Source organism: Streptomyces sp. NBC_00285, assembly GCF_036174265.1.
In the GTDB taxonomy this organism is placed as follows: domain Bacteria; phylum Actinomycetota; class Actinomycetes; order Streptomycetales; family Streptomycetaceae; genus Streptomyces.
This window is the reverse complement of record NZ_CP108055.1, coordinates 8,722,618-8,735,286: the sequence shown is the minus strand read 5'-3', so window position 1 is coordinate 8,735,286 and position 12,669 is coordinate 8,722,618. Positions and strand designations below refer to the sequence as shown.

General features: G+C 68.3%; 10 protein-coding genes and 1 pseudogene. 7 read left to right on the top strand and 4 right to left on the bottom strand.

Features of this window, described 5'->3' with window-relative positions; all coding sequences use genetic code 11:
- The first annotated feature begins 49 nt into the window (after positions 1–49).
- The 4 genes and pseudogenes from OHT57_RS40035 to OHT57_RS40020 all read left to right on the top strand — a co-directional run bounded on the left by OHT57_RS40035 (position 50) and on the right by OHT57_RS40020 (position 3,279).
- Entirely contained in the window at positions 50–742 is a 693-nt protein-coding gene (locus OHT57_RS40035) for a GntR family transcriptional regulator (protein WP_328751730.1), read from the top strand.
- Positions 743–885: 143 nt separating this feature from the next.
- A pseudogene (locus tag OHT57_RS40030) lies at positions 886–2,186 on the top strand (IS256 family transposase).
- Between the two features lie 98 nt (positions 2,187–2,284).
- Positions 2,285–2,869 carry a dihydrofolate reductase family protein gene (locus OHT57_RS40025; protein ID WP_328751729.1) on the top strand — a complete coding sequence of 195 codons (585 nt, stop codon included), beginning with the start codon at positions 2,285–2,287 and terminating at the stop codon, positions 2,867–2,869.
- Positions 2,866–3,279 (top strand): VOC family protein, encoded by a 414-nt coding sequence (locus OHT57_RS40020; RefSeq protein WP_328751728.1) that lies wholly within the window; start codon positions 2,866–2,868, stop codon positions 3,277–3,279. Before OHT57_RS40025 ends, OHT57_RS40020 begins: the two co-directional genes overlap by 4 nt.
- Positions 3,280–3,410: 131 nt before the next feature.
- On the opposite strand, the gene OHT57_RS40015 is transcribed toward OHT57_RS40020, so the two are convergent.
- From OHT57_RS40015 to OHT57_RS40000, 4 genes are all read right to left on the bottom strand, one after another.
- Entirely contained in the window at positions 3,411–3,932 is a 522-nt protein-coding gene (locus OHT57_RS40015; protein WP_328751727.1) for a beta-class carbonic anhydrase, read from the bottom strand.
- Between the two features lie 29 nt (positions 3,933–3,961).
- Positions 3,962–5,191 (bottom strand): formyl-CoA transferase, encoded by a 1,230-nt coding sequence (frc, locus tag OHT57_RS40010; RefSeq protein WP_328751726.1) that lies wholly within the window; start codon positions 5,189–5,191, stop codon positions 3,962–3,964.
- 82 nt (positions 5,192–5,273) lie between these two features.
- Positions 5,274–6,830, bottom strand: a complete 1,557-nt coding sequence (locus OHT57_RS40005) for an aldehyde dehydrogenase family protein (RefSeq protein ID WP_328751725.1) — start codon at positions 6,828–6,830, stop codon at positions 5,274–5,276.
- A gap of 95 nt (positions 6,831–6,925) precedes the next feature.
- Positions 6,926–8,017, bottom strand: a complete 1,092-nt coding sequence (locus OHT57_RS40000) for an ATP-grasp domain-containing protein (protein ID WP_328751724.1) — start codon at positions 8,015–8,017, stop codon at positions 6,926–6,928.
- 182 nt (positions 8,018–8,199) lie between these two features.
- Between OHT57_RS40000 and frc (OHT57_RS39995) the strand changes: the two genes are divergently transcribed.
- From frc (OHT57_RS39995) to OHT57_RS39985, 3 genes are all read left to right on the top strand, one after another.
- Positions 8,200–9,432, top strand: coding sequence for a formyl-CoA transferase (frc, locus tag OHT57_RS39995; RefSeq protein WP_328751723.1), 1,233 nt, complete (start codon positions 8,200–8,202; stop codon positions 9,430–9,432).
- Positions 9,433–9,605: 173 nt separating this feature from the next.
- The gene (locus OHT57_RS39990) at positions 9,606–10,997 is read left to right on the top strand and encodes an OFA family MFS transporter (protein ID WP_328751721.1); all 1,392 of its coding nucleotides are present in this window, start codon (positions 9,606–9,608) and stop codon (positions 10,995–10,997) included.
- Between the two features lies 1 nt (position 10,998).
- The gene (locus OHT57_RS39985; RefSeq protein WP_328751719.1) at positions 10,999–12,414 is read left to right on the top strand and encodes an OFA family MFS transporter; all 1,416 of its coding nucleotides are present in this window, start codon (positions 10,999–11,001) and stop codon (positions 12,412–12,414) included.
- Positions 12,415–12,669 lie beyond the last annotated feature (255 nt).

Genomic DNA, 12,669 nt, shown 5'->3' with positions numbered 1-12,669 from the left:
CAGTTGACGGACGGCTCGACCCACCAGCCGAACGAGGGAGACAGGGCCCATGCCCGACACACCCACCGTGACAGCCCGTGGCCCGATCAGCAGGCCCATGCCGCTCCGCCAGGCCGTCTACGAGGCCCTCACCGAACTGATCATCAACGGTTCGCTCAAGCCCGGCCAGCACCTCGTCGAGGCCGAGCTGGCCGAGAGCCTAGGGGTGAGCCGGCAGCCGATCCGTGAGGCGCTGCAGCGCCTCCAGACCGCCGGCTGGGTCGACCTGCGCCCTTCGCAAGGGGCGTTCGTCCACTCCCCCACCCCGCAGGAGTGCGCCCAACTCCTCAGCGTCCGCGCCCTCCTGGAGACCCACTCCGCGCGCGGCGCGGCCCAGCACGCCACTCCTCGTGACGTCGCCCGGCTCTGGGAACTGCAGCAGACCGGTCTGACCGCCCTGGCGTCCGGGGACGCCCGGGCCATCGTGGAGGCCAATGCCGCCCTCCACGGCCACATCACCCTGCTGTCCCACAACGCGGTCCTCGCCGAACTCATCCCGCAGGTCGACCGGCGCGTGCGCTGGTACTACATGCCCATCGCCGAGCCACGCGGCAAGGACGCCTGGAACGAGCACGCGAGGATCATCGAGGCCATCGGCGAGGGCGCCACCGACCGCGCCGAGGAACTCATGCGCCGGCACACCCGCAACACCACGGACTTCTACTGTGCGCAGATCGCCGCGGTGGTCGGCCGGAGCGGCTGAGTCCGGCCGGAGAGACCGCGAGCAATGCTCAAGACCTGTGCATCAGCCACGGGTTGGCGCTCGAAGGGCGTACCTTCCCGAATGATCCTGTGATGGTCATCGAGTAGGCCGACGCTGCGAACGTCGGTCGGGAAGGCACGCCCGTGCTGACGGTAGTCAACGAAGACGGAACGACACCACGCGGCTCCCTGATTGACGAGATCGTCCGCGAGGGCGCACGGCGGATGCCGGCCGCCGCGCTGGATGCCGAAGTCAACACCTACATAGCCGAGTTGGCCGATCAACGGCACGAGTCCGGGCGGCTGGTCGTGCGCAACGGCTTCCACCAGGCGCGGAAGGTCACGACCTCGGCCGGGGCGATCGAGGTAAAGGCCCCGCGGGTCAATGACAAGCGCGTCGATGAGGCGACCGGAGAGCGCAAGCGGTTCTCCTCGGCGATCCTGCCGCCCTGGGCCCGCAAGTCCCCGAAGATCAGCGAGGTGCTGCCTCTGCTCTATTTGCACGGCCTGTCGTCGGGTGACTTCGTGCCCGCACTCGAGCAGTTCCTCGGCTCCTCCGCCGGCCTCTCGCCCGCCACCGTCACGAGGCTCACCGCGCAGTGGCAGGCCGACCACAAAGCTTTCGGCGAGCGTGACCTGACCGGGTCTGACTACGTCTACGTCTGGGCTGACGGCATCCACCTGCGCATACGCCTGACCGAGGCCAAGTCCTGCGTGCTGGTCATCATGGGCGTACGCGCGGACGGCACCAAGGAGCTGATCGCGATGGCCGACGGCTACCGCGAGTCCGCCGAGTCCTGGGCCGACCTGCTCCGAGACGCCGCCCGGCGCGGCATGCGGGCCCCCGTCCTCGCGGTCGGCGACGGAGCACTCGGATTCTGGAAGGCCCTCGCGGAGGTGTTTCCCGACGCCCGCCATCAGAGGTGCTGGGTTCACAAAACGGCCAATGTACTCGACGTGCTGCCGAAGTCGGCCCAGCCTGGTGCGCGCAAGGCGCTGCAGGACATATACAACGCCGAGGACCGCGAGCACGCGGTCGAGGCCGTCGCTGCGTTCGACACGATGTACGGCACGAAGTGGCCCAAGGCCGCCAAGAAGATCACCGACGACGTCGACGAACTGCTCGCCTTTTACGACTTGCCGGCCGGACACTGGGTTCACCTGCGCACGACGGATCCCATCGAATCAACCTTCGCGACGGTACGGCTCAGGACCAAGGTCACCAAGGGCGCCGGCAGTGCGGCCGCCGCGCTTGCCATGGTCTCAAGCTCGTCGAGTCCGCCCAGGCCCGCCGGCGGGCCGTGAACGCACCCCACCTGGTCGCCCTCGTGCGGGCCGGAGCTTGTTTCGAACGCGGTCGGCTCGTCGAACGCCCTGAGGCTCAGGCAGCCGGAATGACCGCAACTGATCGACTGCTCTGGATGTACGCCTCGCCAGGGCGATGAGTTTGCCTGCTGCCTGAAGTCTTCCACCGTGACACTTCGGCCCCGATGGGGCGAGAAGCGGAGGATGCCCATGCCATGGAGGAGAGAGGGAAGCCAGAATGAGCAATCCGATTCGGCTGTACATGTCGATGTCGCTCGACGGCTACATCGCCGGCCCGGACGATCGGCCAGGTCAGGAGCTCGGACGCGACGGCGGACGGCTCTTCAACTGGCTCGACGACCGGGAATCCGACGGTCCGAGCGGCCAGGTCTACCGCGAGGCGCTGGCGACCGGCGCGGTGATCTCCGGCCGACGGACCTTCGAACTCGCCGGGCGCTGGCAGGGCGACCATCACGACGGCGTGCCGATCTTCGTCCTCACCCATCAGGTGGATGACGGGGACGTGCCGCCCGGCCACGCGCGTTTCGTCACCGGCGTCGAGGAATGCGCCCGTCAGGCTCGCGCCGCCGCCGGGGACCGGCCGGTCATGGTCCATGGGGCGGGCGCGGCCCAAGCACTCCTCCGAGCCGGACAGATCGACGAGATGGAGATCCACCTGGTGCAGGTCCTCCTCGGGGGTGGTCGACGACTGTTCGACCACCTCGGTGGTGATCACATCGAACTCGACCTCGTCCGACGGCTGGAGGACCGAGACGTCACACACCTCCGCTACCAGGTGCGCCGACCAGGGAAAGCCGCATGAAGACGCTCTTCGCCTCCTATCGCGTCACCGACCTGGACCGCTCACTCCGCTTCTACACCGCCTTGGGCTACGTCGAACTGGGCAGCGTCGAGATCGGCGACGGGAGTCGCCTCGTGATCCTCAAGTTCCCCGACGAACCGGCGGCCTCGCTCGAACTGGTCCACCGCCCCGTTGGCGGACGCGTCGACGTGGGCAGCGGTTTCGACCACCTCGCGATCCAGGTGGACACACTGGCCGCCACCCTGGGGCGGCTGACCGACGCCGGCCTGGAGCCAGGGCCTGTCCAGTACCCGGGCGGCCCTCGCGGCCCGAAGACGTCGTGGCTCACCGACCCGGATGGCTACCGGATCGAGTTGGTGGAGTGGCCGCCTGGACACCCCGACGGCATCACCGCCGCGGACTTCTCCTGAGCGGTTCAGTGAGCGGAGTAAAGAAGCTTCGCTTCGGGGCGGGCGCGGCGCAGCCCGAGGCGGCATCCCCACCCCATCCACAGGTCTTGACAATTACTCGCCGACCGCCACCGTCAACGGGCAAGGGTGGCTCAGGAGTTCGGTGTGATCTCCCGCAGCAGTCCTGCCGTCACGTCGAAGACGAACCCCCGCACATCGTCGGTGTGCGGGAGGAAGGGCGAGGTGCGCACCCGCTGCATGGACTGTCGTACGTCCTGGTCGACGTCCCGGAAGGCCTCCACCGCCCATGCGGGACGCTGGCCGACCTCCAGCTCAAGCTCGTGCCGGAATTCCTCCGTCAGGGTCTGGAGACCGCAGCCGGTGTGATGGATGAGCGCCACACTGTGGGTGCCGAGCGCCCGCTGACTGATCGTCAGAGAGCGGATCGTGTCGTCGGTGACGACTCCGCCCGCGTTGCGGATGGTGTGGCAGTCGCCGAGCTCCAGTCCGAGTGCGGCGTGCAGGTCGAGGCGGGCGTCCATGCACGCCACGACGGCCACGCCCAGGACGGGGCGGGCGCCCATGCCGGGGTCGGTGAATCCGGCGGCGTAGGCGCGGTTGGCTTCCACGAGCCGGTCGGTGACCGCCTCGGTTCGGGGTCCTGAAGTCGACATGTGGGGCTACCTCACTCCGGTCGGGTCGGTCAGATGACGCCCTGCTCCTTGAGCTGCGGCAACTCGGCCCGTGAGAGCCCGAGTTCGTCGATGTAGATGTCTTCGTTGTGTTGGCCGAGGAGGGGTGGGGTGGTGATGTGGGTGGGTGAGTCGGAGAGTTTGAGGGGGTTGCCGACGGTGGTGAAGGTGCCCCGTTGGGGATGGTCGACCTTGACGATCATGTCGTTCGCGGTGAGGGAAGGGTCTTCGATGATCTCTTTCGGGGACAGGATCGGCCCGCACGGAATGCTGTGTGTGGTCAGCTGTTCCAGGACCTGCCATTTGGGCAGGGCTGCCGTCCATTCCTCGATCAGCTGGAACATCTTCGCCAGTTTCGGCAGTCGTGCCTCGGGGGTGGACCACTCGGGGTCCTGGGCCAGTTCGGGCCGCCCGATCAGCTGGGCCAGGGGCCTCCAGCCGGCGGGCTGGACGATGACATACACGTAGTCGTTGGGTCCGCCCGGTGCGCACCGCAGTGCCCAGCCGGGCTGGCCGCCGCCGGAGGCGTTGCCGGAACGGGGCACCTCGTCGGTGAAGTCCTCGTTCGGGTACTCCGCCAGCGGGCCGTGGTCGAGGCGCTGCTGGTCACGCAGCTTGACCCGGCACAGGTTGAGCACCGCGTGCTGCATCGCCACGCTCACCCGCTGGCCCCGCCCGCTCCTCTCGCGCTGCAGCAGCGCGGCCAGGATCCCGGCCACCACATGCACACCGGTCCCGGAGTCGCCGATCTGCGCACCGGTCGCCATCGGCGGCCCGTCCTCGAAGCCGGTGGTGGCCATCGAGCCGCCCATCGCCTGCGCGATGACCTCATAGGCTTTGAAGCCTGTGTACGGGCCGTCCCCGAACCCCTTGATCGAGGCATACACGATCCGCGGGTTGATCTCCCTGATCCGTTCCCACGTGAACCCCATCCGCTCCACCGCACCCGGCGCGAAGTTCTCCACCAGTACATCCGCACCCCGGATCAACGCGGTCAGGATCTCCCGCCCCCGATCCGTCTTGGTGTTCAGCGTGATACTGCGCTTGTTGCAGTTGAGCATCGTGAAATACAACGAGTCCGTATCCGCGACATCCCGCAGCTGCCGGCGCGTGATGTCCCCGCCCGGCGCCTCCACCTTCACCACATCCGCCCCCAGCCACGCCAGCAACTGCGTCGCCGACGGACCCGACTGCACATGCGTCATATCCAGCACCCGCACACCCTCAAGAGCCAACGTCATGCTCGCCACCCCATCGCTGCGTCGTCGTGTGTTCGCCGGTGGCCGGGCGGCGCCCCGTCACGGAGCGTCGCCCGGACCCGCCTCACGGCATCAGCTGGTACTCGGAGAAGTTGCCGGGAAGCCGCTCGCCGGCCGGGCCCCGGGTGACCGCGCGCACCAGCAACTCGCCGCCGACGAAGGCGCCGCTCCATGAGGCGCCGAACCCGCCGAACAGTTCGTCCCGGTCACCTCGGGAGCGCGGCTTGCCGTGGCCGACCTTGAACGCGCGGATCTGCGGGGCGAGCCGGTCGAAGGTGGCCCGGTCGTCGGTGGACAGGGTGGCCACCAGAGCGCCGTTGGAGGCGTTCATCGCGGCCAGCAGTTCCGCCTCCGTGTCGACCAGGACGATGGTGTCGACCGGGCCGAAGGGCTCCGCGTGGTGCAGGGGTGAGGACGGGGGTGGGTTGAGAAGGGTGACCGGTTGGACGTACGCCGAGGTGTCCTGGCCGGGCAGGAAGCGGGCGTCCGCCTCGCTGCCCCGGTGCACGGGAACGGCTCCGCGACTGATCGCCTCGGCGACCTGGTCGCGCAGTTCCTTCGCCTTTGCCGCGTTGATCACCGGCCCGAAGTCCAGTGCGGGGTAGGCGTCGTCGGGGTGCTCGACGGCCAGTGGGTGGCCGAGGCGCAGGGTGCGCACCGCGGGGAGGTAGGCCGCCAGGAACTCGTCGAACAACTCGCGCTGGACGACGAACCGCGGGTAGGCGGTGCAGCGCTGCTTGCCGTAGTCGAAGAGCTTGGGGATGACGGCGGTGAGCGCGTCCCAGTCGGTGTGGTTCCAGATGCCCCAGGTGTTGAGTCCCTCCTGTTCGAGCACATGGCGCTTGCCGAGGTCGGCGACGGCCGTAGCGACGGCGGCGCCTGTGTCGCGACCGCCGACGAATGAGACACAGCCGATCTCGGGCGCCCGCACCAGCGCCTCGGACAGCTCTCGCCCGCTGCCGCTGACCAGGGTGACGGGGATTCCCTCGCGGGCGGCGAGCGCGCAGGCCAGGGTCAGACAGGCTACGCCGCCGTCGGTCGGGGTCTTGGCAATGACCGCGTTGCCCGCCAGTGCCTGCACCAGCATGGCGTGAACGAGCACGCTCATCGGGTAGTTCCAGCTGGCGATGTTGGACACCGGCCCGTCGAGCGGGGCGCGGCCCTCGACCATCGGCTCGATGCCGTCGACGTACCAGCGCACGCCGTCGATGGCCCGGTCCACGTCCGCCTGCGCGAGCCGCCAGGGCTTGCCGATCTCCCAGACGAGCAGGAGCGCGAGGAGTTCGCGGTGCTGGGTGAGGGCGTCGAGGGTGGCCGCGACGCGGGCCCGGCGCTCTTCGAGCCGTATGTGCCGCCAGGCGCGGTGCTGGTCCAGGGAGGCGCGGACGGCCTGGTGGGCGGCTTCCTGGTCCAGGCGCGGCGGGCCGGCGATCGGGCTGCCGTCGACGGGGCTGGTGGCGGGCAGCGCCCGGCCGTCGGCCTGCCAGGCGGCGGCCCAGAGGTTGAGGACGCGGTCGTCCCGGAAGGCCTCGGGGGCGACGGTGAGGCAGCGCTGCCAGGCGTCGTTCCAGGAGGAACCGGACTTCACCACGAGACGGGTGGAGTTGAGGGTGATGGTCATGCGATGTCTCCGCTCTCGGTGCACAGTCGGGGGCGGGGTACGGGGGCGCGCGGCGGGGCCGGACGCATCTCCGTCCGCCGCCGTGTGGTTCCGGGTCAGGCCTGAGGGGCCTCGCGGAGCGTGTCCAGCAGGGCGAGCACGAGGCGGGCCGTCTCGGTGGGGGTGTTCCCGACCTTGACGCCGACCGCCTCGAGCGCCGCCTTCTTCGCCTGCGCCGTGCCCGCCGAACCGGACACGATGGCGCCCGCGTGGCCCATGGTCCGGCCCTCGGGTGCGGTGAATCCGGCGATGTAGCCGACGACGGGCTTGGTGACGTGCTCTCGGATGTAGGCGGCCGCCCGTTCCTCGGCGTCGCCGCCGATGTCGAGGAAGTTGGCGGGACGGGCTCCGCAGCCGGCGACCACGTCGAGGGTGGACATGACCAGGCCGGCGCCGTTGCCGATGACGCCGACCTCGCCGTCGAGCTTGACGTAGTTGAGGCCCTTCGCGGCTGCGGCCGCCTCCGGCGGATCGTCGTACGCGATGCTCTCGGTACCTCGACGGGATTGCCGGAAGCGGGCGTTGTCGTCGAGGGTGACCTTGCCGTCCAGGGCGAGGATGTGCCCCTGCCGGGTGCGGACCAGGGGGTTGACCTCGACTAGGACCGCGTCCTTGTGGACCAGCACCTCCCACAGTCGTACGAGGACGTCGACGGTCCCCGGTGGCAGTCCGGCCGCCTCGGCGATCTCGCCCGCCTTCGCCGAGGTGACTCCCTCGGCGGGGTCGACGTGGATACGGGCGACCGCCTCCGGGCGGAGCGCGGCGACCTCCTCTATGTCCATGCCGCCCTGCGCCGATGCGATGGCGAGGAAGCGGCCTGCGGCCCGGTCGAGGACGTAGGCGATGTAGAACTCGCTCTCGATGTCGACCGGTTGGGCCAGCATGACCTTGCCGACCGTGTGTCCCTTGATGTCCATGCCGAGGATCCGGCGTGCCGCCCGCTCGGCCCCAGCCGGGTCGGCGCCGAGCCGAACACCGCCCGCCTTGCCCCGGCCACCGGTCTTGACCTGCTCCTTGACGACGACACTGCCACCGAGCCTGCGGGCGATCGCGCGGGCCTCCCGGGGCGAGTCGGTGACCTCCGCCCTGGGCACCGGGATTCCGTGTTCCTCGAAGAGGGCCTGGGCCTGATGCTCGTACAGGTCCATGGTGAGGCTCCCGTCTGAAAGTGATGCACGACTGAAAAGTGCTGCACGCCCCCTGGACATCACCCATCGGATGCGGGATAACAATCTTCATACAGTATTCGTCGACTGTATGCAATGTGCCGAACAGGGGTCAGGACCGACTCAGCCAGGACGCTCAAGGCAACGGACCAGTGAGGTGGGTTGTGTCGGGATTGGCTCTTGAGGGTGTGCGGGTGCTGGATATGACGCATGTGCAGTCGGGTCCGTCGGCGACGCAGTTGCTGGCGTGGCTGGGGGCGGATGTGGTGAAGGTGGAGGCGCCGGGCGGGGACATCACGCGCCGGCAGCTGCGGGATGTCCCGGATACGGACTCGCTGTATTTCACGATGCTCAACTGCAACAAGCGCAGCATCACGCTGAACACCAAGACGGATCGGGGGCGGGAGATCCTGACCGCGTTGATCCGGGGTGCGGATGTACTGGTGGAGAACTTCGCGCCGGGTGCGGTGGAGCGGATGGGGTTCACGTGGGAACGGATCAGGGAGATCAACCCGCGGATCGTGTATGCCTCGATCAAGGGGTTCGGGGACGGCCCGTACACAGGCTTCAAAGCCTATGAGGTCATCGCGCAGGCGATGGGCGGCTCGATGGCCACCACCGGCTTCGAGGACGGGCCGCCGATGGCGACCGGTGCGCAGATCGGCGACTCCGGGACCGGTGTGCATGTGGTGGCCGGGATCCTGGCCGCGCTGCTGCAGCGCGAGAGGAGCGGGCGGGGCCAGCGGGTGAGCGTGGCGATGCAGCACGCGGTGCTCAACCTGTGCCGGGTCAAGCTGCGTGACCAGCAGCGCCTCGACCACGGCCCGCTGGCGGAGTACCCGAACGAGGACTTCACCGACGAGGTGCCCCGTTCCGGCAACGCCTCCGGCGGCGGCCAGCCCGGCTGGGCACTGCGGTGCGCACCGGGCGGACCCAACGACTACGTGTATGTCATCGTCCAGCCCGCCGGCTGGAGGCCCCTGGCCCAGCTGATCGGGCGGCCCGAACTGGCCCAGGACCCCGAGTGGTCCACCCCCGAGGCACGACTGCCGAAACTGGCGAAGATGTTCCAGCTGATCGAGGAATGGACGGCAGCCCTGCCCAAATGGCAGGTCCTGGAACAGCTGACCACACACAGCATTCCGTGCGGGCCGATCCTGTCCCCGAAAGAGATCATCGAAGACCCTTCCCTCGCCGCGAACGACATGATCGTCAAGGTCACCCATCCCCAACGGGGCACCTTCACCACCGTCGGCAACCCCCTCAAACTCTCCGACTCACCCACCCACATCACCACCCCACCCCTCCTCGGCCAACACAACGAAGACATCTACATCGACGAACTCGGGATCGGCGACGAGGAGTTGCGGCTTCTCAAGAAAGGCGGGGTGATCTGACGTGGTGAACCGGAGCCGCGTTCCCGGGCCGTTGGGCGGTGGTCCATGAGGTGAATGAGCACGGGGTCCGGCGGCGGTGCGCGTCGGCGCACCCCGGGATCCGTGCGCGCACGAAAGGAATTTGGACAGGGGGCGCTGGCCAGATCTTTCGACGCAAGGAGTGCTTGAAGACTATGACAACCATCGACTACTCGTCGTCCGCCACCTTCAGGGAGGTGACGGACCGCAACGGCCGTGTGTACCGGATCGGCGAGACCGACCGGCACATCATGGGACGGCCACGATGGACCATGGTGCTCTTCCCGTGGATGGGCATGCTGGGCATCAGTTCCTCGGAGTACGCGTTCACGTCGGCCGAGGACACACTGCACGATGCGCATCTGTGGAGCAGTGGGCACATCTTCTGGCTGATGGGCGTCTGGGTGTTCTTCCAGGCGGCCGTGGCCTTCCCCGCCGGGCAGTTGAGGGAGAGCGGAAAGCTCCCGGCCCGCTACGCGATGATGGTCGGCGCGCTGGGCACGATCCTGGGCTACCTCTCGCTCGCGTTCGCGCCGAACGTGATCGTCGCCTATCTCGGATTCGGTGTGTGCAGCGGCATCGGCGCCGGCTTCGTCTACGCGACCTGCGTGAACATGGTCGGCAAGTGGTATCCGGAGCGCAAGGGCGGCAAGACCGGCATGGTCAACGGCGGTTTCGCCTATGGCTCGGTGCCCTTCGTCTTCCTGTTCACCTCGTACATGGACCTGACCAACTACCGGGGCGTCCTGGTGACGGTGGGTCTCATCTGCTGCGCCGTGGTGGCGTTCGCGGGCTGGTTCTTCAAGGACCCGCCGAAGAACTGGTGGCCGCCGCACGTCGACCCGCTCAAGATGACCGACGACCCGAAGATCCGGCGGGCGCTGGAGAAGAACCCGCCGGCCGTCAAGCAGTACACCCCGAGGGAGGCCGCGCGCACGCCCGTCCTGTGGATGATGTGGTTCTGTCTGCTCTGTACGGCCGGCATCAACATCTTCGGGATCGCCTTCCAGGTGCCGTTCGGCAAGGACATGGGCTTCGCGGGCGGGATCGTGGCCACGGCCATGTCGCTCAAGGCGATCGTCAACGGCACGGGCCGCGGCGTCATCGGCTGGATCTCCGACAAGTTCGGCCGCCGCCACACGTTGATCATCGTGTGTCTGGTGCTCGGTACCGCCCAGTTCGGTGTACTGGTCTCGGGCCAGATGGGCAGTATGCCGTTCTTCCTCTTCTGCTCCATGGTCTCCGGCTTCGGCGGCGGCGCGATCTTCCCGTTGTTCGCCGCGATGACGGCCGACTACTTCGGTGAGAACAACAACGCCTCCAACTACGGCATGGTCTACAGCTCGAAGCTCATCTCGGGCCTGGTGGGCTCCGGCGTCGGCTCGATCGTGGTCGGCGTGTGGGACTACGAGGGGGCGTTCGTCATAGCCGGATGCATCGGCCTGGGCTCCGCGGTGCTGGCGCTGTTCCTGAAGGCGCCGGGCAGGCCCAGGACCACTCGCAGGATCGTCCCCAACCCGCAACCGCTCGGCGAGGAAATGGCCTGACATGACGGCAGATCCGTACGCAGCACGCAGCGAGACCGACAGGACCGCACACTCCACCGCCGCACATCGTCCCTACCGAGAAGTGACCGACGCGGGCGGCCGCGTCTACCGCGTCGGCGAGACCGACCGGGACATCCTCGGCCATTCACGCACACTCATGGTGTATCTGCCCTGGCTCACCATGATGGCCATCAGCGTCTTCGAGTACGCGTACGGCTCGGCCGAGGACACCCTGTCCCACGCCCACGGCTGGACGCAGAGCAACACCTTCTGGATCCTCAGCGTCTGGGTCTTCTTCCAGGCCGGCATCGCCTTCCCGGCGGGCTGGCTGCGGGAGAAGGGCATCCTGACGGCCCGTCAGGCCATGTACATCGGCTCGGTTTTGTGCATGCTCGGGTTCCTCGCCCTGTCCCACCTCGACAACGTCCTGCTGGCGATCCTGGGATTCGGCGTCGTCGGCGGTATCGGCGCCGGGCTGGTCTACGCGACCTGCATCAACATGGTCGGCAAGTGGTTCCCCGAACGCCGGGGAGCGAGGACCGGGTTCGTCAACGGCGGCTTCGCGTACGGATCGTTGCCCTTCATCTTCATCTTCAACTACGGCTTCGACACCGCGAACTACCACCGGGTCCTGGACCTCATCGGCTGCTACATCCTGATCGTGGTCGTCGTATGCGCGTTCTTCTTCAAGGACCCTCCGAAGAACTGGTGGCCCGCGGACATCGACCCGCTCACCTACGGCGGCAGCGGGAAGGGAGCCGTCGCGCTCGCCAAGAACCCTCCGGCGGTACGGCAGTTCACGCCGAAGGAGGCCATCAGGACCGGCATGCTTCCCCTCATGTGGGTCGCGCTCGTCATGACCGCGGGAGTCTCGATCTTCGGCATCTCCTTCCAGGTCGACTACGCCAAGGAGGTGGGCTTCGGCCCGCTGGTGGCGGCCTCCTCCATGGGCGTCATGGCGGTCATCAACGGCGTCGGCCGCGGGGTGGTGGGCTGGCTGTCCGACAAGTGGGGCCGCAAGTCCACGCTGGTGTTCGTGATCGTCGTGCTGGGTCTCGCCCAGTTCGGTGTGATCTGGGCGGGCGACATCAGGAGCCAGTCGCTGTTCCTGGTCTTCGCGTTCCTCTCCGGGTTCGGCGGAGGCGCGTTCTACCCGCTGTTCGCGGCGCTCACCCCGGACTACTTCGGGGAGAACTTCAACGCCTCCAACTACGGTCTGGTGTACAGCGGCAAGCTGATCAGCGGCCTGTTCGGCGGTGGCCTCGGCTCGATGGTCGTCGCGGCCTGGGGCTACGACGGGGCGTACGCCCTGGCCGGCGTCACCTCCATGCTCGCGGCGGCGATCACCCTCCTGCTGCGGCAGCCGGGGCGGACGCGGGGCGGCGCCCCTGCGCCGCAGCAACAAGCGACGGCCTGAGTACGGCGGTCCGGACATCAGGCGGCCCTCCCCCACAGTGTTCGCCAGGGAAGGGCCGCCTGATCCGACTGATCGCGGGAGGGGGCGGGGCGTCCGCGGCGGCTGCCTGCGAACCGGGCCGGGCGTCTGTGTCAGTGTCCGACGAAGTGAGGACGGAGCGCCTGAGCTCATTACGCCCGCGGAGGCCGCAGTCCGCCGGATCCGGCCGCCTGCGGGTGCAGTTGCTCGCGGAGGTGACGGGATACCGGATCCGAT

Coding starts and splice junctions, on each gene's coding strand:
- frc (WP_328751726.1), bottom strand. CDS start 5,191: ATGACGTTGGCTCTTGAGGGTGTGCGGGTGCTGGATATGACGCATGTG.
- OHT57_RS39990 (WP_328751721.1), top strand. CDS start 9,606: ATGACAACCATCGACTACTCGTCGTCCGCCACCTTCAGGGAGGTGACG.
- OHT57_RS40005 (WP_328751725.1), bottom strand. CDS start 6,830: ATGACCATCACCCTCAACTCCACCCGTCTCGTGGTGAAGTCCGGTTCC.
- OHT57_RS40035 (WP_328751730.1), top strand. CDS start 50: ATGCCCGACACACCCACCGTGACAGCCCGTGGCCCGATCAGCAGGCCC.
- OHT57_RS40025 (WP_328751729.1), top strand. CDS start 2,285: ATGAGCAATCCGATTCGGCTGTACATGTCGATGTCGCTCGACGGCTAC.
- OHT57_RS40000 (WP_328751724.1), bottom strand. CDS start 8,017: ATGGACCTGTACGAGCATCAGGCCCAGGCCCTCTTCGAGGAACACGGA.
- OHT57_RS40015 (WP_328751727.1), bottom strand. CDS start 3,932: ATGTCGACTTCAGGACCCCGAACCGAGGCGGTCACCGACCGGCTCGTG.
- OHT57_RS40020 (WP_328751728.1), top strand. CDS start 2,866: ATGAAGACGCTCTTCGCCTCCTATCGCGTCACCGACCTGGACCGCTCA.
- OHT57_RS39985 (WP_328751719.1), top strand. CDS start 10,999: ATGACGGCAGATCCGTACGCAGCACGCAGCGAGACCGACAGGACCGCA.